This window comes from Rickettsia fournieri, from assembly GCF_900243065.1.
Classification (GTDB): domain Bacteria; phylum Pseudomonadota; class Alphaproteobacteria; order Rickettsiales; family Rickettsiaceae; genus Rickettsia; species Rickettsia rickettsii.
In genome coordinates this window covers 323,075-347,244 of record NZ_LT978484.1, presented here as the reverse complement: position 1 = coordinate 347,244, position 24,170 = coordinate 323,075, and the positions used below count along the sequence as shown (strand labels likewise).

Below are 24,170 nucleotides of genomic sequence, written 5' to 3'. Positions count from 1 at the left end.
TCAAATATTTTTCCTAAAGATAGAGCAAATAAACAATAAAAAAGTAATTTTTTTAGTTGAGGCTCTATTGGGATAAACGGAAAAGTAATAATTATTAATATAATATATAAATAGAGTAATTGACTAAGCCAAGACTTTTTTTCGTTTATTTCTTGATTAGTATAAATATAAAATGCTTGACTACCAATTAAGAAAACTGCAAGTTCAGAAGGAAAGAATCTATAAGACCAAGAATCTCCTATAAATCCATTAAACTAAGAATAATTCTAGTAATTAAAGATATACAAATTATGGATAAAATATAGATATTTTTCTTTTTTAGAATCCAAGGTGCCATTAAAGAAATTTCTAACCCAATTGATCAACCAGGAGGTATCAACAAAAATTGATAAAGAGGAGGCGTGGAGTCAATAAAGTATTTTGTAAAATGTACTGTATTATTATTAATTCCAATAAACATTGTTACATCTTGCAACAACATTGTTAGGTTTGCAACAATAAAAAAAACCAGCCGGAAATGGAAGATTACACAATTGCCTTAAAAAAGAAAATTTTTGCTGCAAGAAGAAAGTAACTAAAATACAAAAGATATAAGTAGGATAAAGCCTTAAATATCTATGTTTCCAAAATTTTATTTTGCTTGTATAATTGCTCTGAATCATAGCCATATAAAAGCCGGAAATCATGAAAAAAGATTGTACTGCAATTGTTGTACCTATAAATTTAAGCAATGGATGAGAAGTTGAATGTGCAGCCATAACAGAAAGAGCAAATAATAACCTAACTACACCCATTATGTTAAATAATAATTATATTAGCAATTATATAATATCCAAAACCTACATCAAGTAACATAACAGCACTTCTCAATAATAGGATAAGTTATTTACATTAAAAGAGCCATTTTGTATTATGAAAAATATATTTTTTTTGAGGGAAAGGTAACCAAAATTCATGACCATAAAAATCCACACGGGAAAAGATTTCATAAAGATGCGGGCAGCAGGAAAATTAGCTGCAGAGACGCTCGATTTTATTACTGATCACGTAAAACCGAATGTCACTACTAATAGTTTAAATGGCCTTTGTCATAATTTTATTACTTCTCATAATGCCGTTCCTGCACCGTTAAATTACAAAGGCTTTCCGAAATCGATTTGTACTTCTATAAATCATGTGGTTTGTCACGGCATTCCAAACGATAAACCGTTAAAAAACGGTGATATAGTAAATATTGATGTTACGGTAATTTTAGACGGTTGGTACGGTGATACTAGCCGTATGTATTATGTCGGTGACGTAGCAATTAAGCCAAAGCGTCTTATTCAAGTAACTTATGATGCAATGATGAAAGGGATTGAAGTAGTTAGACCCGGTGCTAAACTCGGTGATATCGGACATGCTATTCAAAGCTATGCCGAGAAACATAATTATTCTGTGGTTAGAGATTATACGGGTCACGGTATCGGAAGAGTTTTTCATGACGAACCATCAATATTAAATTACGGTCGCAGCGGCACGGGTCTAACGTTAGAAGAAGGGATGTTTTTCACCGTTGAACCTATGATAAATGCCGGTAATTATGACACTATATTAAGTAAACTAGATGGATGGACAGTTACTACACGTGATAAATCATTATCGGCTCAATTTGAGCATACTATAGGCGTGACTAAAGACGGTTTTGAAATATTTACGTTATCACCTAAAAAACTTGATTATCCTCCATACTAAACTGTAGGGTAAAAATTGACTTTGTTGTATGGCTATCTATGTCATTCCCGCGGGACATTGTTGCGTGGATCAAAAAACGCACTCGGTGTCATCCCGTGGCTTGACCACAGGATCCAAAAAGCATTTAAAAAGACTAGATCCCGCGATCAAGTTAGCTAGGATGACATTAAAGATTACTGGATTCCTGCTTTTAGCTAGGAATGACATCAGCAACATTTTACTTATTTATAATTTGAATAAACATAAAGAATGTTAGAAAATAATTTGTTAGAATTTAGTAATGATGAAATAGATACGCATCATTATATAGGTCACCGTAAAAGAGTAAAAGAACGCTTCGTTGCCGCTGGAGCAGAACATTTTTCTGATTACGAATTACTTGAAGTAATGTTATTTTCGGCTATCCCTCGTAAAGACATAAAACCTCTTGCTAAAAAATTACTTGATCATTTTGATATTACGGATTTAATTAACCTTGATAAGGAAAGGCTACTTAGTATTAAAGGCACCAATGAAAATTTATATATCAATTTTGCTCTACGTGAGCTGATAAATTAGAGTATTGAAACAAAAAATAATAAATAAAAATATTAGTGCTTCTTGGAGTTCTTGGATTGATTATTTAACAGTTAATATGGGCAATATGCGACTCGAGCAATTGCGTATATTATTTTTGAATAAGAAAAATATTTTAATTGCTGATGAGGTTTTAAGTCAAGGAACTATAGACCAAGCTGCGGTATATCCACGTGAGATAATTAAACGAGCTTTATTTAACGAAGCAAGCAGCCTTATACTTGTGCATCATCATCCAAGCGGTAGCCCTGAACCTTCAAAAGCCAACATTCATATGACAAATAAGATAGTAGAGAAATGCCAAACCGTAAATATTATAGTTTTAAATCTAATATGTTCCTATGAATATAAATAGCTACAGCACATTATTTATTTTTTCTTTTATATCCACCGCTATATTAACATATATATTAACTAAATATCTTCCTACTATCGGTTTAGTTGATATACCAAGTAACCGTCGTTCTCATGATAAGATAACACCGCGCGGCGGCGGTCTTGCTATTGTAGTTGTTGTAATGATTGCTTTGAGCGGGTTTGAATATATAATGAGCAATAACTTTGTTAATTCAATAAAAATATTACCGTTATTATTGGCAATTGCTTCGATTTCCTTTTTAGATGACTTAAAAGCCGTACCTATTCTAATTCGTTTAATAGTTCACTTAATTTGTGCAGCTTTTGCTATTTTTCTTTTTTCGCAGCTAAACTCTGTACATATACTAATATATTCTATTTTAGTTATAGCTTTAAGCGGTTTTATTAATATATATAATTTTATGGACGGTATAGACGGTATGAGTTGTGTGGAATCTATCCATCTATCTAGCACTATGCTTATATTATGTTTTTTACAATTTCCGACTATTAATAATCCATATTTTATAGCTAGTGTAAATGTTATTATTCTTGGTTGTTCTTGTGGTTTTTTAATATTTAATTGGCATCCGGCAAAAATATTTTTAGGAGACGTGGGAAGTATTAGTCTTGGATTCTTAACGGGTCTTTGTTTGCTCCTGCTGGCTCTTACAAGCACTAATTTATTTATAGCTTGTGCTATTGCTAGCTTATATTACATCACTGATGCAGTGCTAACCATATTAATTCGGCTACTCAATAAAGAAAAAATTTGGCAGCCTCATTTAAAGCATTTTTTTCAAAAAGCAGTACAAAAAGGTAAATCTCATAAACAAGTAGTATCGATTATAGCAGTTTGTAATATATTTTTAATGATCATATCGGTTACATCTTTACATTTTCCCGTAATATCTATAATGCTTGCTTTAGCCGTCATAACTTTAACAGTGCAGAGTTTATTAAAATGAAGCTCATTAAAGAGGATATCGATAAAATAGTTAGACGTATATTTGCTAAACAACATCCATTGCTGCCTGAAATCATGATTAACTGGAATAAAATAGTCGGGTTTAACTTCAGCACTAAAGCATTACCTTTAAAAATCACCACCTATACTTATAAAAAACAAAAAATTAATACGCTGTTTATACAAGCTGAAGATAATGCTACTGCAGCAAAATTACCTTATTATCAAGATATTATTCTAGAACGTATTAAAATTTATTTAGGCTTTGCAGCAATACATAAAATGAACGTAACGTTTTATAAAGGCAAAAAGAGTCTTTAGATTAAGAGTTTATTGGCATGAATATCAATGCCATCTCTACTATAACTCCGCAAGCTTGTAGGTGTTGTTGCCTGGCTCAGTTTATGTCATTCCCGCTTCCGCGGGAATGACATCGTACGGGCTTTTCGAACCATACAACAACTACGCAGCCGTAGGATCTAGGAAAAATAATGAAAATGCTGTAAATCAGAATTTTTTACTGGATTGCTTCGTCAATTACTTAGTAATTTTCCTCGCAATGACGAAAAAGCTGCATCATGCGATAATACCTTGCAGTCGCTTAGCTCATGACGTCTCAGTATCCACGTAGGCAATACCAAGGCATACAAACAAAAAAAGGAGTCTTTATTAAAGACTCCTTTTTCGTGTTAATAGCTTGTAAAAAGATTTAAGACTAATTACATATCAAATCTTAATCCTGCCATTAAGTTATGACCTTTATAACGGGTTCCGCCAAATTTAACTTTATCCCCGTCAATAGTTTTGGTGGTATTTTTTGTTTTACCGTAATCTCTCCAGCTATAAACTAGTTCAGCTTTTACACCTTGTGCAACTTCAAATGAAGTTCCTAAAGATAATTGATAAGCAAAGTTAGTTTTGTTTTTAGTAGTACCGTTGAAAGTGTCAGTTACACCATTTTTAATATCTTTAGAGTTAATTTTTTCCTTTACAAAAGCAGCACCAACACCTGCACCTGCAAATACTTTAAACATGCTTAAATCGACGAAATCAACATAACCGTTAAGTAATAAACTTACAATAGTAGGTTTATTTTTTACTGAGAAAGAATTACCGTCTGGATAAGTTTTTGATTTCTTTAAATGACTACTTGCTACCGTTCCAATTGTTAAATCGGTTCTTAGATTATCCATGATATAGTAACCCGCACCGATCTCACCTGTAAATCCTGTATTATTTATATGAGACTTTAACTTAAAATCTGCTCCTTTAGGTTTTGTTTTGTTAAAAATCACACCGCCGGCATTAAGTTTTAAATACCATTGATTTTCCACAGATGATGACATCGATGAATTAGTAGATGAATCTACAGAAGAATTCATATCGCAATCAGCAAATGAAAGACCAGAAGTTAAAAGTGCTGTGCTTGCAGCTGCTATTAAAAGTAATTTTTTCATATTGTTAAATTTTTCCTTTAAATTTTATTAGTTGTTAGTAAAAACGATATTAGATAATAATTTTACAATTTTCACCTAAATTCGATAAAAAATAGCTTTAAGTGACATTTCTGAGTTGTCATCTAATGTCACTCCGTGGCTTAACCACCGGGATCCAGTTTTTTTTTATTTCTAGATACCGTGGTTAAGCCATGGTATGATATTAGGTTATTACCTAAAACTATTAATATATTCTTGTTAATTATATATCAAATCTTATACCGGTTGTTAAGTTATGGCTTTGATAACGCATACCACCGGTTGGTACACTTGTTCCTTGGTAAATTACATTCTTACTTTTTGTTCTACCATCATCTATCCAGCTATAAGCTAGTTCTACTTTAACACCGTCGGCAATTTGTGCAGAAGTACCTAAAGTTAGCTTGTAAGAAATATTAGTTCTGTTTTTAGTGTTAGATGAAAGACCGGTTATCCCATTATATGTAATTTTTTCTTTAACTAATGCAGGACCAACACCGGCACCAGCAAAAACATCGAACATATCAAAATTAGTTAAATCTACATAACCATTAATAAGTAAACGTGTAATAGTAGGTTTATGGCTTGCTGAAACATTAGTACCGGTAAAAGGTGCATTAGTCGCAGCTCCGGATTTCTTTAACTTACCACCGATTATAGTACCTAAAGTTAAATCGGCTCTAAAGTTTTCGGAAATATAATAACCGATACCTAAATCAACTGGAACAGTTGTATTAGATTTTAATTTAACACCGGTTGCCTTATCTTTTTCTTCATTAAACATTGCTGCACCGGTATCTATTCTTAAATACCACTCATGATCCATGCCCTCAGCAAATGATACGCTAGAAGATAAAATTGTTGCACTTGTAGCAGCTATTAAAAGTAATTTTTTCATGATTAGCACCTCAAATTAAATAATTAAACATTATCTTAATGGCATATATAACATATTATATTTTTTAGTTCTATATTTAATCGGCAACTAGATTCATAATAATAAAGCTTTTATTAAGTTTTGTGACAAAATAAACACATATAGTTAATTCATGTTATTTTAGGTTCTGTGAAGATTTCTAATTGATTTGTTATTTTGAAATAGGATTAACTATTCCTTCAAAAATCTTATAATTTTCGCTTAAAAATATCTCAAAATAACAAATCAATTAGAAATCTTCACAGAACCTATGTATTTATTAAATTTATCTTTCTCATCTTTAAATTTATCGGCATCAGGCAAAGCAGGTTTTTTTTTGGTAATATTTTTCCATCCTTTATTTTCTATAAAATCTTTTGCACGTTCTACCCATTCTATTAACCCCGGTGATTCAGGTTTAATAGCACCTATAGGACAATCAGGAACACAAACGCCGCAATCTATACATTCATCGGGGTTAATGACTAACATAAAATCATCTTCCCTTTCACCTTCATAAAAACAATCTACAGGACATACTTCAACACAATCGGTATATTTACATTTTACGCATTCATCGGTTACAACATAAGTCATTTTATTATCTGTTTTTGATTTTGTCGATTAATATAGAAGTTCTTAAAAGTAATACTAATAGAAAATATAATATAAAACTAATAAACATGATAATTAAAGGCTTTAGCATTGAAGAGTGAATAGTTGGACTCCCTAGCCTTAAAACACTAGCAGGCTGATGCAGACTATACCAAATATTTACCGAGAATTTTACTATCGGTATGTTAATCAGTCCGATAAGAGCAATAATAGAAGAAGGATTTTGTGCCTTTCTTATATTATCCGCACTATTCACTATAATAATATAGCTTAAATATAATAAAAATAATATGAGCATGGAGGTAAGTCTTGCATCCCAAACCCACCATGTCCCCCATATAGGTTTTCCCCATAAAGAACCTGTTACTAAACTAATCAAAGTAAAAGTAGCCCCAACGTAACTAGAAGCTACAGCTAGCAAATAGCTAATAGTAGTTTTCCATACTAAATAGCTAAAGCTGCATACTGCCATGAAAACATAAACACCAAGAGCCATCCAAGAGGCAGGGACATGAACATACATAATGCGTACAAAATCACCTTGCTGATAATCTACCGGCGAAACTATGAGGGCTAAATAAAGACCTATAATCATCATTACGCAAGTAGATATAGCTAATATAGGTATTATAACCTTTGATAATTTATTAAAATAATAGGGGGTTAATAGTTTTAGCATGTTTTCTTACTTCTTTATGTCATTCTTGCAATCCTCTATGTCATTCTGTGGCTAGAAATAACAGTTCTTATCCTCTTAAAAAACTCTTTCATTAATAGCCCCGAATCTTCGGCAAGAATTCCGCTATATATTTCCGGTCTATGAAAACAAGCACTACTGTTAAAATATCGCAAATTACTTTCGACTGCTCCGTGCTTGGAATCAGAAGCCCCATAAAATAAACGTTTTAACCTGCTATGAGCTATAGCTGCCGCACACATAGCACAAGGTTCTAAAGTAACGTAAATATCATAATCATTTAAATTTTTAGAAGATATAAGATTACATGCTTCATTAATAGCAATAATTTCAGCATGATAAAGAGCGTTATTTTTTTCTTCCGTATTGTTATGGGTACTAGCAATAATTTTCTGATTTAACCTATCTACAATTACCGCCCCGACCGGGACTTCCTTTTTATCAAAAGCAATCTTGGCTTGTTTTAAAGCTTGCTCCATGAAAAAATTATTAAAATTAGCTTCTTTATCTAACAATATATTCACGGTAATTTACGTGTTCTTCGATTCCAAAAGGATCTTGGTGGATAATTATTTCAGCCTCCGGAAATTCCTGCAATATTTCAAAAGCAATCTCATCGCTAATTTTATGAGCATTATAAAGCGACATATTGCCGTCCATTTCCAGATGGCACTGGATAAAAGCTTTTTGACCGGCATATCTAGTTTTCATTTCGTGCATACCTTTTGCCCCTAAATGGTTATTAACTATCGAGATAATTTTTTGTCTATCTTGTTCGGGTAATTCATGATCTACTAAATTTTTAAATGCCTTTTTAAATAAAGAATAAGAAGAGTGAAATATATATAACGAAATAACTACACCAAATAATGGGTCAACAAACCAAAAATAATCACTTAAATTTATAGAGATAATTACTATAACATTAGTTAGTAAGTCTGTGAAATAATGAAGCTTATCGGCTTTTACTATTTCCGATCCTGTTTTTTTAATTACATAAGTTTGGTAAAGCACTAAAATAATTGTTAAGAATATACATACATACATTACAGTAGTACCATCGCTAATATTCTCCGGTTTTGTTTTTTCAAATAAAGATTTAACCGAAGAAAAGCCTACAAAAAAAGCTGAAGCAAAGAAAAATATCGATTGAGAAAAAATTGTTAAATCCTGCATTTTTTCATACCCGAATCGATGATGATGATCCGGCGGTTGCAGGGCAAATCTTAAAGCTATTAGATTAATAAAGGAAGAAGTTATATCAAGCATTGAATCAATTAAAGAAGCAAGGATTGATTGCGAATCGGTAACAACCCAAGCATATAATTTTATACTTAAAATAATTAATGCCGTAGTAACCGATAAATAAGATGCCGATTTTATTAACCGATTACGGCTATTAGTATCCATGACAAATCTTTCCAATTTATTTATTTGTAGTTTAACAAAGAAAATATAAAATTCAATTATAATGAGGTTCTGTGAACAAAATTAAAAATAATATTTTAAAATACAAATAATTTAAATTTTGTTTACAGAATCTAGTTTTAGCTTTACAAAATTCTAAAAACCATATACTTATTAATTATATATTAATTTAGAGAGAATTGTATGAAACTATTATCTAAAATTATGATTATAGCTCTTGCAACTTCTATGTTACAAGCCTGTAATGGTCCGGGCGGTATGAATAAACAAGGTACAGGAACACTTCTTGGCGGTGCTGGCGGCGCATTACTTGGTTCTCAATTCGGTAAGGGCACAGGACAGCTTGTGGGAGTAGGTGTAGGTGCATTACTTGGAGCAGTTCTTGGTGGACAAATCGGTGCAGGTATGGATGAGCAGGATAGAAGACTTGCAGAGCTTACCTCACAGAGAGCTTTAGAAACAGCTCCTAGTGGTAGTAACGTAGAATGGCGTAATCCGGATAACGGCAATTACGGTTACGTAACACCTAATAAAACTTATAGAAATAGCACTGGTCAATATTGCCGTGAGTACACTCAAACAGTTGTAATAGGCGGAAAACAACAAAAAGCATACGGTAATGCATGCCGCCAACCTGACGGACAATGGCAAGTTGTGAATTGATAGACAAAACGTCATTGCGAAGAAAATTACGAAGTAATTGCCGAAGCAATCCCAGGAATTTTATTATTTCATGAGATTGCCACGCAGCTTATAGCTGCTCGCAATGACGTTATAACAAAAGGAGCAACCTATGACTTTCATAATAGTACGGCATTTAAACATAATGATCGCATTCCTGATAAATTTATTTGTACAGGACAAAATGTTTCACCGCATCTAGAATGGAGTAATGCTCCTTCAGATACTAAATCTTTTGCACTTATAATGGATGATTCGGATGCACCGGTAGAAATAGCACCGCCACACGGTATATGGGATCATTGGGTAATATATAATATTTCTGCTTCTATTACTAAGCTTTCAGAAGGACAAATAGATAGTAGTATTAAAATTTTAAATAATAGCTGGCAAGAAAAAAAATACGGCGGTCCTTGTCCACTTGCCAGCAAACCTCATCGTTATTTTTTTAAACTATATGCTCTAAATGATTATCTTGAGCTTGATGAGAATGCTAGCAAGCAAGATTTAGTATTAGCCCTGCAAAAACATTTACTTGCCGAGGCAGCACTAATCGGCATTTATTCTATTTAATGAATGCTATTTATTGCCCACTGTGTCATCCCGTGGCTTAACCACGGGATCTAGAAAAATAACTTAAAACATTAATAACTTTAGTATTTATTACTGGATCCCGTGGTTAAGCCACGGGATGACAGAAGTGAACTGACACATGCAAAAACCTATAATCGAGTTTCGTAACGTATCTAAAAAATTCGGTAATAAATTTCCGATAAATAACGTTAGTTTCACTGTCAAAAAAAATAATATCACTACTTTAATCGGACCTAACGGTGCAGGTAAAACTACCATAGTACGATTAATGCTTGGACTTGAAAAACCTACAAGCGGCGAGATTATAATTGATCCCAAACTAAAAATTGGATATGTACCGCAGAAGTTCGGATTAACCCCTGATTTACCTATTACAGTAAAAAAATTTTTAGAGTTGTTAGCACCGAGTAATTTTAATAACAATATTAAAGAGCTTAACTCATTTATTGATTTGGAACATATAAAAGATCAAGAAATTTCTAAGCTCTCAGGAGGGCAGTTTCAAAAGGTAGTTCTTGCATGTTCAATAGTTAATAATCCCGACTTAATTATTTTAGATGAACCATTACAGTCTTTAGACGTAACAAGCCAACAAGAATTTTATCAGCTTATTAATTTGATTCGTAAAAAGCTCAATATTACGGTTTTTATGATTTCTCATGATTTATTTACCGTAATAAAAAACTCCGATCAAGTGATATGCTTAAACGGTCACATATGTTGCAGCGGAATACCAAATGAAATAACTCCTAACTCTGAATTCTCAAATGCACTTTCTGCTCTAGGCTTCTATACCCACCACCATGACCATAAGCATTAGAATTATTGTATAACTTATTTGTCTCCAAAAGGATCTCTCCTTATTAGCTAGGTTATGCAATAATTCTATTATACTTGAATTATATTCCACGCTCACCTAAGCTTGTTCTGTAGCATCACCTATCACCTCTACTTTTAATGCATTGTGATCCGTATTATGAAACTGAGTTCAATCATTTTCATTTGTATTACCTGATTCTTGTTGGCATGTTATCACATTAAACAATTCTTTCGTAGTGAGCCTGGCCTTAGATAAGCTTTTTACCTTATAACTATTTTCAATAAAGAGTTTCTGGTTCCATTGCAAGTAATTCTTTCACACTAACACCGGCGTCAGTCAAACTTTTTATATTATCGTCATTTTCAACAAAGAATTCTTGTTTATCGTTTTCTATATTGGGACTGTTGCGAGATAATTTTAATAGTAAAATGAGAGGAAAACAGATAAATAAATATTTAGCTCTGTCCAAATATTTTTAAAAAGAAATTCTGTTTAATATTGAGATAAAATTTATTCAATAGTATAGTAATTTAATAGAGATTTGTTTACAGAGTTAGGATTTTTATTAACAAATTTCTCTAAGCTATTAAAGTTGTTAAAACCACTAATCGTTTTAAATTAAAACATATGGCATTCATAAATTCAGAGAATTGATTTTTGGCAATTCCTATATATCTAACCCGTTTATTATCTTTTGAAAATACCCTCTCAAAAGGTGCTCTGATTTTCGTATAATATTTATCAAGGTCAAAATTCTTATCTTTCATATTATTTTTCTTTATTGAGCAAAGATGGAACCCCTTTTTAGCTGCTGCATTCTTGGCAGAGATTGTACAATAACCTTTATCAACATATGTAGCACCGGAGCTTGGCATAACATGCTTAAAACCTTTGCTATCAGTAACATTTGCAGGGGTAACTGCAACCTTATTGATCATTCCTGATTGAATATCGACACTCACATGTTTTTTATAACCATACCAAAATTTATTTGCTCCCTTACAGCCAATTTTAGCTTGTTTATCCTTTACAACCTTAGGCAGAGTCTCATTATTCAATTTATCATATTTTTGTGTTCTTAGTTTATCACGTTCCTCCCAAAGATTAGCTTTTGAGATTAAATGAGAAGCATCTACAAAGGTAAATACTTCACCCATATAGCCTTGTGCTCGTAGTTGATCTCGGAATTTTACAAATATTTTTGATAGTAAATTAGTGCCTATTTTTTTACGTATTTTACTAAATACACTATAATCAGGCGTCTTCTCTGTAAGAGCAAAATCACAAAACCATTTTGCCGCTGTGCTATCAGCTAAATAACGTTCCAATTCCCGATCCGATAAGTCTTCCATAAATTGCAGCAGCAAACATTTAAACAGCCTCACTATACCATAGCCTTTATAGTTAGCTTCGCATTCTACTGCTAATAACTCAGCTTCAACTGCTTTAAAATTGAATAAACTTTTGAATTTACGATATTGATGATCCACACTTATTAACTCATCTAAACTTACCATTATCATTTGATACTCAGACATATGAACATATTTTTTGTTTTTTTTAATTATACCTGCTATCCTCTCATCTCGCAACAGTCCCATAATGTAACAGGTGATGAAGATGAAGCTTTAGGCGAACATCTCGTGCGTCCCGTATCCGATGCAATAGTATTATACCAAATAATATAAAGTAAATTTACGTTGCCTTAACATGGAACAATGTCATTCTTGTGAAGACAGGAATTCAGTAACTAAAAGATACAAATATATTTAATTTTTCATATTAAAAGCTTGGATAATGTCGCTTTTTTCTAGATTCCCGCTTTCGCGGGAATGACATACTCAAATTTTAGCTAGAATGATATTTGAGATTTAGAGAACTCTAAGATTTTATATTTTCCTGCTCCATTGCTTTTTTACGCATTTCTAAATATTCTTCTTTAGTCATTATTTTTTTGGGAGCTACATAATCTAAAAATACTTTTCCGTTTAGATGATCGATTTCATGCTGGATAACTCTTGCTAAAAATCCTTCTGCGATACCTTGAATTTGATTGCCATTTATATCATATGCGTGATAATGAATTTTCTTGAATCTTGCTACCGGTCCTGTAGCATTTTCAACAGAAAAGCATCCCTCGTAATCTTCATGTTTATCAATACCTATCGGTTTATATGAGGGGTTAATACAAATAGTTTTAGGCATTGTATCCTTAAGGTCAGGACGCCATTTTTTTAACTCTGCATCTTCATGTACTGCAAATATTATTATACATTTTGATATGCCTATTTGCGGTGCAGCAAGTCCTGCACAATTTTCTTCTTGATCATATTTCTTTTCTAAAATAGATATATCACGTAAATCTTCTGAAGATAAAGGAAAGTTTAAAGTTTTTGCCTTTATTCTAATAGTTTTATCCTCTGAACTATTTAAGGTTTGAATGTTCAAAGTTACATATTGCGGTAATGAAATATTGTTTTCATTTTTCATATTACTTTTACAACCTGTTATAAAAATTATAGCAGTTAATAATAGAGCTGTTTTTAATTTGGACATATATTTTATTATAATATATAAATAGAAAATTATAGATAGAAACTAAAATCAAGTAAATAAATTGTCATATTACTTTTACGCATCCTATAGTTAATAATTTTATTTAATTTCTTTTGAGAAAAAATCAATAGGTTTGACTTTTCTAACATATTCTAGTAGAATATTTATCTTCAAAATAAATAGAAAAATTTAATTTATGAATACTCCCAAAAGTGACAATTATCTCTCGGAACTAAGCAAGGTAATTTGGCCTATAGAAAGATATGAAAATAAGAAGTTTCTTCCTATGGCGTTTATGATGTTCTGTATTTTATTAAACTACTCAACGCTTCGTTCAATTAAAGACGGGTTTGTAGTAACGGATATAGGGGCAGAAGCAATAAGTTTCTTAAAAACATATATAGTACTACCTTCTGCCGTAATCGCTATGGTAATTTATGTTAAGCTCTGCGATATTTTAAAGCAAGAAAACGTGTTTTATGTTATTACTTCATTTTTCTTAGGGTATTTTGCATTATTTGCGTTTGTTCTTTACCCCTACCCTGATTTAGTTCATCCTGATCCTGAAACCATAGAATCTTGGAGTTTAGCTTATCCTAATTTCAAATGGTTTATAAGAATAGTTGGGAAATGGAGTTTTGCATCTTTTTATACTATGGCAGAGCTTTGGGGAACAATTATGCTTAGTTTATTATTTTGGCAATTTGCTAACCAAATTACTAAAACCGATGAAGCTAAACGTTTTTACTCAATGTTTGGTTTACTTGCTAATTTAGCATTGCCTGTAACATCCGTAATTATTGGATATTGCTTGCATGAAAAAACTCAAATAGTTGCAGAACATCTAAAATTTGTGCCTTTATTTGTTATAATGATAACAAGTAGCTTTTTGGTAATATTAACATATAGATGGATGAATAAAAACGTTCTAACCGATCCTAGACTTTATGATCCGGCATTAGTAAAAGAAAAGAAAGCTAAAGCTAAAATGTCATTAATAGACAGTTTTAAAATGATCTTTACTTCTAAGTATGTAGGTTATATTGCATTGTTACTTATTGCTTACGGTGTTTCAGTAAATTTAGTTGAAGGTGTTTGGAAATCCAAAGTAAAAGAATTATATCCGACTAAAGAGGCTTATACTATATATATGGGTAAGTTCCAATTTTATCAGGGTTGGGTTGCAATTGCTTTCATGCTTATAGGTAGTAATATTTTAAGAAAAGTATCATGGTTAACTGCAGCTATGATAACTCCATTAATGATGTTAATTACCGGTGCAGCGTTTTTTGCATTTATCTTTTTTGATAGTGTTATTGCTATGCATTTAACAGGTATTCTTGCTTCAGGTCCTTTAGCACTTGCTGTTATGATCGGTATGATTCAAAATGTTTTAAGTAAAGGTGTAAAATATTCTTTATTTGATGCCACTAAAAACATGGCGTATATTCCGCTTGATAAGGATTTACGAGTAAAAGGGCAAGCTGCTGTTGAAGTTATCGGAGGAAGATTTGGTAAATCAGGCGGTGCTATTATTCAATCTACATTCTTTATTTTATTTCCTGCATTTGGTTTTGTAGAGGCAACTCCTTATTTTGCTTCTATATTCTTTGTAATAGTAATATTATGGATATATGCCGTTAAAGGTTTAAATAAAGAGTATAAAGTTTTGGTAAATAAAACCGAAAAATAGAATTTGTTAAAATTTAATATTATAAAAAAAAACAAGTTTAAGAGTCTAGCAGTAAATAAATTTTCATTAATAATTAAAGAGCTTTTTTGCTACAAATTATAAGATTTTTGAAAGAATATTATTCATATTTCACAAAAATCTTATAATTTGTAGCAAAAAAGCTCTTTAATTATTAATGAAAATTTATTTACTGCTAGACTCTTAAACTTGCTTTTTTTATAGTCGGAGAGTTTATAATATGACAAATACAAGATCCAAAATTAAAACTCCAAGATCGCCATATGTAAAAAAATATAATAGTTGGCGAGTAAGGATTTTGTATTCTATTATTATAGGTTACGCAACTTTTTATTTTTGTCGTCAGAATTTTAATATAGCAACTCCTGCTATAAGAGAATATTTTGGGGTTACTAAAACACAAATTGGCTGGATATTAACTGCTTCATCTATTATGTATGGAGTTAGTAAAGCGTGTAACGGGTTTATTAGCGATAAAGTTAATGCTCGGATATTTATGGTTTTGGGTCTTTTATTTGTCGGGATCATTACTATGCTAATAGGTTTTTCAGATTCTTTATGGCTTATAGGAATTTTATGGATAGCCAGTAACTGGTTTCAATCTATGGGCTGGCCTCCTGCAACAAAGATGCTTACTCACTGGTTCGCTTCAAAAGAACTTGGAACTAAATGGGCTATGGGTGCAACTTCTAATCAAATAGGTGGTGCCCTTGCTATGATAAGCTGCGGTTATTTAATCGATAAATTTGATTGGAGAGCTGCCTTTTTTGTCCCAGGTGTAGTTGCTTGTGTAGTATCGCTTTTTTTATATAATAGGCTTCGTAATTCTCCAAAAGAAGTAGGTTTATCTACTGTAGAGGAATATAAAGAATATCCGCCTGAAGCTATAGGAGATTATGAGAAGCTATTAACTCCACAATTACTTAAAATGGTCTTTTGTAATAAGCTAATATGGTATGTTTGTTTAGCAAACATGTTTGTTTATATAATACGTTCCGGAGTAATTTATTGGGCTCCAACATTTTTAAAAGATTTACGTAATATAAGTCTTGCAAATGCAGGCTTACAAATCGGTTTATATGAAATGATAGGTATCCCAGGGGCATTAATAGCAGGTGTTTTATCTGATAAACTATTTCAAGGTCGTCGAGGTCCTGTTGCATCCATATGTATGGTATTGCTTAGCTTATTGTTAGTCTTGTTTTGGAAACTTCCTATTCACAGTGAATTATTAAGTATAGTAATTCTTTCTTTAATAGGCTTTTTTGTTTCAGGACCTCAGCTCCTTGTAGGTATAGCAGCTGCTGATTTTAGTACCCGTCAGGCTGTTGGTACGGCTAATGGATTATCAGGGTTATTTGGTTATTTAGGAGCGGCTATTGCGGGAGTCGGTGTAGGATGGATTAGCGATAATTATGGTTGGAATGGGGTATTTATATTTTTCAGTATTTCTGCTCTTTTAGGAGGAGGATTATTTGCTTTAATATGGAATCGTTCAGCTAAAAAATACATTTAATAATTATAATAAATAGGTTACAAAATGACAATACAATATACTTTTTCAATGATTAAGCCTGATGCTATCAAAAGGAATAAAATAGGGCAAGTTAATACTTACTTAGAAAATGCCGGTTTAAAAATAGTGGCTCAGAAAATGAAATTTTTAACTAAATATGAAGCTGCATGTTTTTATGATGAGCATAGAGCAAGACCGTTTTTTAATAGCTTAGTTGAATATATTACTTCAGGAGCGGTAGTACTTCAAGTGCTTAAGGGGGAGGATGCTATAACTTTAAACCGCACCGTTATGGGTGCAACTAATCCTGCTGAAGCTGAAGCAGGCACTATTAGAAAAGATTTAGGTGAATCAATTGAGGCTAATAGTATTCATGGTTCAGATAGTGAAAATAGTGCGAAAAGAGAAATCGAATTTTTCTTTAATAAATCTGAAATTATAGAATAATTAATGCTAAAATATGACGTAATAGTTATAGGCGGTGGACATGCAGGCGTAGAAGCAGCCGCTGCCTCTGCACGTCTTGGAGTTCCTACTCTCTTAATTACGTTAAAACCGGAAAATTTAGGCGAAATGTCTTGCAATCCAGCAATCGGTGGCATTGCAAAAGGCACATTAGTTAAAGAAATCGATGCACTTGATGGGTTAATGGGTTATGTTATAGACCAAGCCGGTATACATTATAAAATGCTGAATGAGACTAGAGGACCAGCAGTTTGGGGACCTAGAGCTCAAGCTGATCGAAAGCTTTATAAAAAAGCGATGTATCAAATATTAACAAATTATCCTAATCTAGATATATTATATGGAAAAGTGGAAGATATAGAAATTAAATCTTCTAAAATTGAAGCGGTTATTTTAAATAACGGTAGCAAAATTCTTTGTCAAAAAATTATATTAACTACAGGTACTTTTCTATCAGGTCTTATTCATATTGGACAAAAAAAAATTCCTGCCGGTAGAGTAGATGAAGAGCCTTCGTATGGATTATCAAATACATTAAAACAAATAGGTTTTAAACTGGCTCGTTTAAAAACAGGTACACCGCCTCGCATTGATGGACGTACTATTGATTATAGTAAAACAATTTTACAACCCGGCGATAAAATTCCTCGTCCTTTTTCTGAATTAACAAATATTGTTAATGTTTCTCAGATAAATTGTTTTATCACAAAAACAACCTCAGAAACTCATTATATTATACGTGAGAATCTTGATAAATCCGCAATGTATTCAGGGCAAATAGAAGGAATAGGACCGCGATATTGTCCTTCTATTGAAGATAAAATAGTCAGATTTAGTACAAAATCAGAACATCGTATATTTTTAGAACCTGAAGGGTTAGATGATTATACGATTTATCCAAACGGTATTTCTACTTCTTTGCCTGAAGATGTGCAACATAAATTAATCAAAACAATACCAGGATTAGAAAATGTAAAGATTTTACGTCCAGGTTATGCTATAGAATATGATTATGTTGATCCACGTGAAATAAGTGTTACGCTAGAGACAAAAAAAATAGCTGGATTGTATTTGGCCGGGCAAATTAACGGTACTACAGGATATGAGGAAGCCGCAGGGCAAGGTATAATAGCCGGTATAAATGCTGCTTTAGCAGTAAAAGATCAAGCACCGTTTATGTTAACAAGAGCAAACAGTTATATTGGAGTAATGATTGACGATTTAACAACATTTGGTACTATAGAACCTTATCGTATGTTTACTTCTCGCTCAGAATATAGATTATCTTTAAGAGCAGATAACTCTGATTTACGTTTAACGGAATTAGGTATGAACATTGGAGTCGTATCAGAAAAACGTAAAAAAATATTCACAAAAAAATGTGAAGATATAGAAAAAATAAAATCATTATTAAATACCTTGTCTTTAACTACTAGTAAACTTGCTAAAATGGGTATACAGGTTGCACAGGATGGTACATATAAAACAGTATTAGACTTATTTAAAATACCTAATTTTAATGTTGAACAAGCTATTAAAATTTTTCCTATGCTTAAAGAAACACAAAATAATAACATTTTGCAATTACTCTATATTGAAGCAAAATATGCTTCATATTTAACTAGACAACACGCAGATATTAATTTATTTCAAAGTGAAGAGGCGCAGTTCATACCTAAAAATATTGACTATTTTAAAATACCAAGTATATCATTAGAGATACAGGAAAAACTTTCTTCCTATAAACCTACTACTATTGGTGTAGCACGTCGAATTCCAGGGATTACACCTGCAGCAATTACGGCTATTATAATTTATTTAAAAACTAAATATAGTGATGGAAGTTCCACGTGAAATAATTGAAAAGTTAGAAATTTTTCAAAAGTTAGTTAAAAAATGGAATAAATCAATCAATCTTGTATCGGATAATACTATACATAATTTTTGGCAACGTCATATATTAGACTCATTACAATTAATACAATATATTGATAATAAAGACATACATTTGGTTGATATAGGAAGCGGTTCCGGTTTGCCTGGTATAGTATTATCTATAGCGGGGGTAACGCAAGTAAGTTTAATAGAAGCTGATTTACGTAAATGTATATTTTTAGAAAAAGCATCAAAGATATCAAATAATAACATACAAATAATCAATCAAAGAATAGAAAAAGTAGAAATAGATTGTAGTATATTAACTTGTAGAGCTTTCTCTAACTTAAATACAATATTTAATTGCATAAAAAATATTTCAGTACGAGAAAAATTTTTGTTATTAAAAGGAAAAAATTATTTAACTGAAATAGTAGAAGCTAAAGAGAGATGGTTATTTGGTTATTTAATACATCAAAGTATTACTTGTGAAGAAGGGAAAATTCTAGAAGTTAGTAATTTAACAAAAATGATATGAAAGTAATTGCTATTGTTAATCAAAAAGGAGGGGTAGCTAAAACTACAACTACTGTAAATTTAGCTACAGCTTTTGCTGCTGTAAATAAAAAAATTTTAGTTATAGATCTTGATCCTCAAGGGAATAGTAGTACCGGTTTTGGAATTAGTCAGCAACAACGCAAAAATACTATATACCCAGTATTAACAAATTTAATAGAATTGCAAGATGCAATAATTTCTACAGATATACCAAATTTAGAAATAATTACTTCAAACACTAATCTATCTGCGGCTGAATTAGACTTAACAAAATTAAAGGACCGAGAATATATTTTAATGAAGCTATTGGCAGAAATAAAAATATTATATGATTATATAATTATTGATTGCCCTCCTTCATTAAATTTATTAACGGTAAACGCTTTAGTTGCAAGCGATGAAGTACTGATTCCAATGCAATGTGATTTTTATTCTTTAGAAGGATTAAGTCATTTGTTAAAAACAATTGAAATTGTAGAGAAAAAATTAAATCCTAAGATAAAGATTGCAGGTATATTATTTACAATGTATGATAAGCGTAATCGTTTAACTGAACAAGTAGAAGATGATGTTAGAAAATGCTTAGGAGAATTAGTATTTAAAACCGTTATTCCAAGAAATATTAAACTATCTGAAGCTCCTTCATATGGAAAACCGGCTATTATATATGATTATAAATGTTCGGGAGCAGTTGCATATATAGAACTTACAAAAGAAATCTTAGAAAGATATGGCGAAAAATAAAGGACTAGGAAGAGGATTATCTTCATTACTTGGAGAAGAAGTTATTTCTATAGAATCAGAAATAGTACAAATAATCAATATTGATAAAATAAGACCAAACGAAAATCAGCCTAGAAAAAACTTTGAATATGATAAAATAAAAGAATTAGCAGATTCTATATTGAATAATGGTTTATTACAGCCTATTATTGTTGATAATAATTTCCAAATTATAGCAGGAGAGCGACGTTGGCGTGCATGTAAATTAGCAAAAGTTTTAGAGATACCGGTAATTATAAAAAATTTAGATGCTAGAGAGAGTATGGAAATAGCATTAATTGAGAACATACAAAGAACTGATTTAACAGTGATGGAAGAAGCTCGTGGCTTTAAATATTTAATAGAAAATTTTAATTATACGGCAGAAAAATTAGCTGAAAGGCTTGGTAAAAGTCGTAGTCATATAGCTAATTTAGTAAGGCTTAATAATTTGCCGCAGTCTATTCAAGATAAAGTAAATGAAAATATACTAAGTATGGGTCAAGCTCGGTGTTTAATAAATCATGAACATGCAGAAGTAATAGCCGATCATATTATAAATAATGATTTAAATGTACGTCAAACAGAAGAACTAGTAAGACAATGGTATAAGAATGAGTATACAAAATCCCAGAACAATAATAACAAAATAGGAAAGCGTTTTTTAAAGGACAAAGCTACGGATAATGATTTAGAATTATTAGTAAAAGCTTTATCAGAAAAATTTGGTATAAAAATAACAATAGAAAATTATCCATTAGGCGGAAAATTAATATTTCATTATAAAGATTTGGAAGAATTAGACTTGATATTATTAAAATTAAATTAAAATGCCAGCATTTTATTTCTTAAGATAAATATCTAAACGAGAAAAACAATGATAGAAATTACAATTTCTGATTTTGAATTATATGATCATAGAGCAATAAATTCATACAATACAGTAGTAAATATATATATATCAGTGTAAAATAATAATATAAGGAAATAAGTAATTTATGTCATATCAATATGTTTATGAAATGGTTGGTTTAAGCAAAATTATAAATGGTAAACGAATTTTAAAAGAAACAAATTTATCATTTTTACCAAAAGCTAAGATCGGTATAATAGGTCCAAATGGAGCGGGCAAATCGACTTTATTAAAAATAATGGCAGGTATTGATAAAGAGTTTGAAGGTAAAGCAACAGCTAAAATTGGTATAAAAGTAGGATATTTACCTCAAGAACCGTATCTTGATGCTAGTAAAAATGTTTTTGATAATATCATAGAAGGTCTTCATGAAAAGAAAAAACTTATTGATGAATTTAATTATATAAGTAACAAATTTGCTGCTGAAATCACTGATGAAGAAATGCAAAAGCTTTTTGATAAACAAGCAGAATTGCAAGAAAAAATAGACAATTGTGATGGATGGAATCTAGAACGTGAAATAGAGATCGCAATGCTTGCTTTACGTTGCCCACCAAAAGAAGCAGATATTACAAAAATTTCCGGTGGAGAAAAAAGAAGAGTGGCTTTATGTAAATTGCTTTTAGAGAAACCTGATATGTTGTTACTTGATGAACCTACAAATCATTTGGATGCAGAATCAGTTTCTTGGCTTGAGGATTATTTAAAGCATTATGAAGGTACTGTAATAGTAATTACCCATGATCGTTATTTTTTAGATAATGTTACAGAATGGATATTAGAAATAGATCGTGGAAATTGTATACCGTGGGAATCAAATTATAGTTCTTGGCTTGAGCAGAAGCAAAAAAAATTAGCTTTAGAAAGTAAAGAAGACGATGATAGAAAAAAACAATTGAATCGTGAACTTGAATGGATTCGTCAAACTCCAAAAGCTAGACAATCAAAAAATAAAGCACGTATTACAGCATATCAAGAGTTATTAAATAAACAACAAGAACAAAAAACTGATCCTACTCAAATAATTATACCTAACGGACCTCGTTTAGGTGATCTTGTTATTGAAGCAGAACATATAGCTAAAAAATTTAATAATAAAATATTATTATCAGATTTTAGTTTTAAAGTTCCACGTGGAGCTATTGTAGGAATTATTGGACCGAATGGAGCAGGTAAGTCTACTTTGTTTAATATTATTACAGGTAAAATAATGCCAGATAGTGGTTCTATTAAAATTGGTCAAACGGTAAAATTAGGTTATGTCGATCAATCACGGGATCATTTAGATGATAATAAGACTATATGGGAAGAAATTTCAGAAGGTCTAGATGAATTACAACTTGGTAATAGAATAATTAAAAGTAGAGCTTATTGTGCAGCTTTTAATTTTAGAGGCGGTGATCAACAAAAAAAAGTTGGACAACTTTCAGGTGGAGAACGTAACAGAGTACATTTGGCAAAATTACTAAAAGAAGGAGCAAATGTTATATTATTAGATGAGCCGTCTAATGATTTAGATATTGATACGTTAAGAGCGCTTGAAGATGCTATTTTAGATTTTGCAGGTTGTGTATTAGTGATTAGTCATGATAGATGGTTTTTAGATAGAATAACCACTCATATTATATCATATGATAAAGAAAATAATGCTACATGGTTTGAAGGAAATTATCAAGATTATCATGAATATATGCTAAATACTAACGGGGAAAGTATTTTAAATCCAAAATATAAACATAAGAAATTAATATAAATATGTCTTTAACGCAAATATTATTAATTTTGTTTGTAGGAATATTGGTAACAAAACCGCATGATATTTTTATAATTATTAAAGAATTAAAAAAAATAAAAGCGTATTTAATTAATATTAAGTCATCTATTGTAAAAAATATAGATGAACCGTTAGAAACAGAGCAGGTAAATTTTTATTTAAAAAAAATTATTAACCTAGAAGGTTATTATCATGGTAGTTATGATTTAACAACAATAAAAGAAAAATATTATACACTAATAATTAATAATGACTTAATAGAAAATGAATCAGTACCTGATATAACAGAGAAACACTAATCCGTGCCTCGTTCAATTAATTAAATCTAAGAATTATGCAAAAAGTAGTAAAACTTAACAATATCAAAATAGGAAATGATTTACCGTTTGTTCTAATTACAGGGCCTTGTCAGATTGAAGGAAAAGATCATGCGTTGTTTATGGCAGAAAAACTTGTTAAATTAACTAGCAAGCTTGAGATTCCATTTATTTATAAATCTTCTTTTGATAAAGCTAATAGAACTTCCGTACATGGGATTAGAGGACTTGGTATTGAGAAAGGTTTAGAAATTTTATCAAAAGTAAAATCTGAATTCGATTGCCCTATTGTTACTGATGTTCATTCAGAGAGTCAATGTACCGAAACAGCCGAAGTAGCAGATATTTTACAAATTCCGGCATTTTTATGTAGACAAACCGACTTGCTTCAAGCTGCAGCAAAAACAGGTAAAATAGTAAAAGTAAAAAAAGGACAGTTTCTAGCTCCGTGGGATATGAAAAATGTGCAAACAAAACTAGAAGCTTTTGGAGTAAAGGATATATTATTTACAGAGCGAGGAGCATGTTTTGGCTATAATAACTTGGTATCTGATATGCGTAGTCTTGCAATAATGGCAGAGTTAAATGTACCTGTAGTTTTTGATGCCACACATTCCGTTCAGCAACCGGGCGGGTTAGGAGGCAGTACCGGCGGAGAAAGAAAATATGTAGAGTTACTTGCAAAGGCGGCAACTTCTGTAGGTATCGCCGGTATGTATATGGAAGTACATCAAGACCCCGATAACGCTCCAAGCGACGGTCCATGTATGATGAAGTTGGATAATCTAGAATCCATTCTTATCAAACTAAAAAAATATGATAAAATTACAAAAGAAAAATAACTTCAAATTTTACCTTTAAAA

At 31.3% G+C, this 24,170-nt stretch carries 28 protein-coding genes and 1 pseudogene; 18 read left to right on the top strand and 11 right to left on the bottom strand.

Annotated features, from left to right (window positions below):
• Positions 1-443: 443 nt before the first annotated feature.
• Positions 444-758 (bottom strand): acyltransferase family protein, encoded by a 315-nt coding sequence (locus C4Q30_RS10710; protein ID WP_410525783.1) that lies wholly within the window; start codon positions 756-758, stop codon positions 444-446.
• Positions 759-954: 196 nt separating this feature from the next.
• Here C4Q30_RS10710 and map point away from each other — a divergent pair, with 196 nt between their 5' ends.
• The 5 genes from map (at position 955) to C4Q30_RS04700 (ending at position 3,955) form a co-directional block, all read left to right on the top strand.
• Positions 955-1,734: a type I methionyl aminopeptidase gene (map, locus tag C4Q30_RS04725; protein ID WP_010977838.1), complete on the top strand. Its 780-nt coding sequence runs from the start codon at positions 955-957 to the stop codon at positions 1,732-1,734.
• A 249-nt stretch (positions 1,735-1,983) separates the two neighbouring features.
• Positions 1,984-2,292 carry a UPF0758 domain-containing protein gene (locus C4Q30_RS04715; RefSeq protein WP_103897361.1) on the top strand — a complete coding sequence of 103 codons (309 nt, stop codon included), beginning with the start codon at positions 1,984-1,986 and terminating at the stop codon, positions 2,290-2,292.
• Between the two features lie 4 nt (positions 2,293-2,296).
• On the top strand, positions 2,297-2,665 hold the full coding sequence (locus C4Q30_RS04710) for a JAB domain-containing protein (RefSeq protein WP_103897360.1): 369 nt from the start codon (positions 2,297-2,299) through the stop codon (positions 2,663-2,665).
• Entirely contained in the window at positions 2,652-3,635 is a 984-nt protein-coding gene (locus C4Q30_RS04705; RefSeq protein WP_014014854.1) for an MraY family glycosyltransferase, read from the top strand. The genes C4Q30_RS04710 and C4Q30_RS04705 overlap by 14 nt, the downstream gene beginning before the upstream one ends.
• Positions 3,632-3,955 (top strand): DciA family protein, encoded by a 324-nt coding sequence (locus tag C4Q30_RS04700; protein ID WP_103897359.1) that lies wholly within the window; start codon positions 3,632-3,634, stop codon positions 3,953-3,955. The genes C4Q30_RS04705 and C4Q30_RS04700 overlap by 4 nt, the downstream gene beginning before the upstream one ends.
• A 398-nt stretch (positions 3,956-4,353) precedes the next feature.
• Here the strand turns inward: C4Q30_RS04700 and C4Q30_RS04695 are convergent, their stop codons facing one another.
• The 6 genes from C4Q30_RS04695 to C4Q30_RS04670 all read right to left on the bottom strand — a co-directional run bounded on the left by C4Q30_RS04695 (position 4,354) and on the right by C4Q30_RS04670 (position 8,747).
• A complete protein-coding gene (locus C4Q30_RS04695; protein ID WP_103897358.1) occupies positions 4,354-5,091 on the bottom strand; it encodes an outer membrane protein in 738 nt (245 codons plus the stop codon).
• A 241-nt stretch (positions 5,092-5,332) separates the two neighbouring features.
• Complete coding sequence (locus tag C4Q30_RS04690; protein ID WP_103897357.1) at positions 5,333-6,007, bottom strand: outer membrane beta-barrel protein; 675 nt, start codon at positions 6,005-6,007, stop codon at positions 5,333-5,335.
• 264 nt (positions 6,008-6,271) lie between these two features.
• On the bottom strand, positions 6,272-6,622 hold the full coding sequence (locus C4Q30_RS04685) for a ferredoxin family protein (RefSeq protein ID WP_014014858.1): 351 nt from the start codon (positions 6,620-6,622) through the stop codon (positions 6,272-6,274).
• A gap of 4 nt (positions 6,623-6,626) precedes the next feature.
• Complete coding sequence (locus C4Q30_RS04680) at positions 6,627-7,319, bottom strand: heme ABC transporter permease (RefSeq protein WP_103897356.1); 693 nt, start codon at positions 7,317-7,319, stop codon at positions 6,627-6,629.
• 35 nt (positions 7,320-7,354) lie between these two features.
• Entirely contained in the window at positions 7,355-7,861 is a 507-nt protein-coding gene (locus tag C4Q30_RS04675; protein WP_103897355.1) for a nucleoside deaminase, read from the bottom strand.
• The gene (locus tag C4Q30_RS04670; protein ID WP_014014861.1) at positions 7,842-8,747 is read right to left on the bottom strand and encodes a cation diffusion facilitator family transporter; all 906 of its coding nucleotides are present in this window, start codon (positions 8,745-8,747) and stop codon (positions 7,842-7,844) included. The genes C4Q30_RS04675 and C4Q30_RS04670 overlap by 20 nt, the downstream gene beginning before the upstream one ends.
• A 201-nt stretch (positions 8,748-8,948) precedes the next feature.
• Here C4Q30_RS04670 and C4Q30_RS04665 point away from each other — a divergent pair, with 201 nt between their 5' ends.
• A complete protein-coding gene (locus C4Q30_RS04665) occupies positions 8,949-9,428 on the top strand; it encodes an RT0821/Lpp0805 family surface protein (protein WP_014121135.1) in 480 nt (159 codons plus the stop codon).
• Here the strand turns inward: C4Q30_RS04665 and C4Q30_RS10485 are convergent.
• Positions 9,427-9,534 (bottom strand): annotated as a pseudogene (locus C4Q30_RS10485) (lytic transglycosylase domain-containing protein); the annotation flags it as partial. The gene C4Q30_RS04665 and the pseudogene C4Q30_RS10485 sit on opposite strands and share 2 nt — an antisense overlap.
• Before the next feature lie 5 nt (positions 9,535-9,539).
• On the opposite strand from C4Q30_RS10485, the gene C4Q30_RS04655 reads away from it, so the two are divergent.
• Together C4Q30_RS04655 and C4Q30_RS04650 are read left to right on the top strand one after the other, a co-directional pair.
• Positions 9,540-10,019 carry a YbhB/YbcL family Raf kinase inhibitor-like protein gene (locus tag C4Q30_RS04655; RefSeq protein WP_103897354.1) on the top strand — a complete coding sequence of 160 codons (480 nt, stop codon included), beginning with the start codon at positions 9,540-9,542 and terminating at the stop codon, positions 10,017-10,019.
• Positions 10,020-10,158: 139 nt separating this feature from the next.
• Positions 10,159-10,860 carry an ATP-binding cassette domain-containing protein gene (locus tag C4Q30_RS04650; RefSeq protein WP_014014864.1) on the top strand — a complete coding sequence of 234 codons (702 nt, stop codon included), beginning with the start codon at positions 10,159-10,161 and terminating at the stop codon, positions 10,858-10,860.
• Between the two features lie 277 nt (positions 10,861-11,137).
• Here C4Q30_RS04650 and C4Q30_RS09690 read toward each other — a convergent pair whose 3' ends face one another.
• From C4Q30_RS09690 to C4Q30_RS04635, 3 genes are all read right to left on the bottom strand, one after another.
• Entirely contained in the window at positions 11,138-11,329 is a 192-nt protein-coding gene (locus C4Q30_RS09690; RefSeq protein ID WP_245207478.1) for a hypothetical protein, read from the bottom strand.
• 109 nt (positions 11,330-11,438) lie between these two features.
• A complete protein-coding gene (locus C4Q30_RS04640) occupies positions 11,439-12,461 on the bottom strand; it encodes a transposase (protein WP_209445172.1) in 1,023 nt (340 codons plus the stop codon).
• A gap of 280 nt (positions 12,462-12,741) precedes the next feature.
• Positions 12,742-13,416 (bottom strand): peptide deformylase, encoded by a 675-nt coding sequence (locus tag C4Q30_RS04635; protein WP_103897353.1) that lies wholly within the window; start codon positions 13,414-13,416, stop codon positions 12,742-12,744.
• Between the two features lie 196 nt (positions 13,417-13,612).
• On the opposite strand from C4Q30_RS04635, the gene tlc1 reads away from it, so the two are divergent.
• From tlc1 to kdsA, 10 genes are all read left to right on the top strand, one after another.
• On the top strand, positions 13,613-15,109 hold the full coding sequence (gene tlc1, locus C4Q30_RS04630; protein WP_103897352.1) for an ATP/ADP exchange transporter Tlc1: 1,497 nt from the start codon (positions 13,613-13,615) through the stop codon (positions 15,107-15,109).
• Positions 15,110-15,347: 238 nt separating this feature from the next.
• On the top strand, positions 15,348-16,643 hold the full coding sequence (locus C4Q30_RS04625; RefSeq protein WP_103897351.1) for an MFS transporter: 1,296 nt from the start codon (positions 15,348-15,350) through the stop codon (positions 16,641-16,643).
• Between the two features lie 24 nt (positions 16,644-16,667).
• Positions 16,668-17,090, top strand: a complete 423-nt coding sequence (ndk, locus tag C4Q30_RS04620; RefSeq protein ID WP_010976767.1) for a nucleoside-diphosphate kinase — start codon at positions 16,668-16,670, stop codon at positions 17,088-17,090.
• 3 nt (positions 17,091-17,093) lie between these two features.
• A complete protein-coding gene (mnmG, locus tag C4Q30_RS04615; RefSeq protein ID WP_103897350.1) occupies positions 17,094-18,962 on the top strand; it encodes a tRNA uridine-5-carboxymethylaminomethyl(34) synthesis enzyme MnmG in 1,869 nt (622 codons plus the stop codon).
• On the top strand, positions 18,946-19,521 hold the full coding sequence (gene rsmG, locus C4Q30_RS04610; RefSeq protein ID WP_103897349.1) for a 16S rRNA (guanine(527)-N(7))-methyltransferase RsmG: 576 nt from the start codon (positions 18,946-18,948) through the stop codon (positions 19,519-19,521). Before mnmG ends, rsmG begins: the two co-directional genes overlap by 17 nt.
• Entirely contained in the window at positions 19,518-20,285 is a 768-nt protein-coding gene (locus tag C4Q30_RS04605; protein ID WP_103897348.1) for a ParA family protein, read from the top strand. Before rsmG ends, C4Q30_RS04605 begins: the two co-directional genes overlap by 4 nt.
• Complete coding sequence (locus C4Q30_RS04600; protein ID WP_103897347.1) at positions 20,272-21,132, top strand: ParB/RepB/Spo0J family partition protein; 861 nt, start codon at positions 20,272-20,274, stop codon at positions 21,130-21,132. The genes C4Q30_RS04605 and C4Q30_RS04600 overlap by 14 nt, the downstream gene beginning before the upstream one ends.
• A 169-nt stretch (positions 21,133-21,301) precedes the next feature.
• Positions 21,302-22,969, top strand: coding sequence for an energy-dependent translational throttle protein EttA (gene ettA / locus C4Q30_RS04595; protein WP_103897346.1), 1,668 nt, complete (start codon positions 21,302-21,304; stop codon positions 22,967-22,969).
• Positions 22,970-22,971: 2 nt separating this feature from the next.
• Positions 22,972-23,289 carry a DUF2672 domain-containing protein gene (locus tag C4Q30_RS04590; protein ID WP_004996813.1) on the top strand — a complete coding sequence of 106 codons (318 nt, stop codon included), beginning with the start codon at positions 22,972-22,974 and terminating at the stop codon, positions 23,287-23,289.
• A 35-nt stretch (positions 23,290-23,324) separates the two neighbouring features.
• The gene (kdsA, locus tag C4Q30_RS04585; protein ID WP_017443394.1) at positions 23,325-24,149 is read left to right on the top strand and encodes a 3-deoxy-8-phosphooctulonate synthase; all 825 of its coding nucleotides are present in this window, start codon (positions 23,325-23,327) and stop codon (positions 24,147-24,149) included.
• The last annotated feature ends 21 nt before the right edge of the window (positions 24,150-24,170 follow it).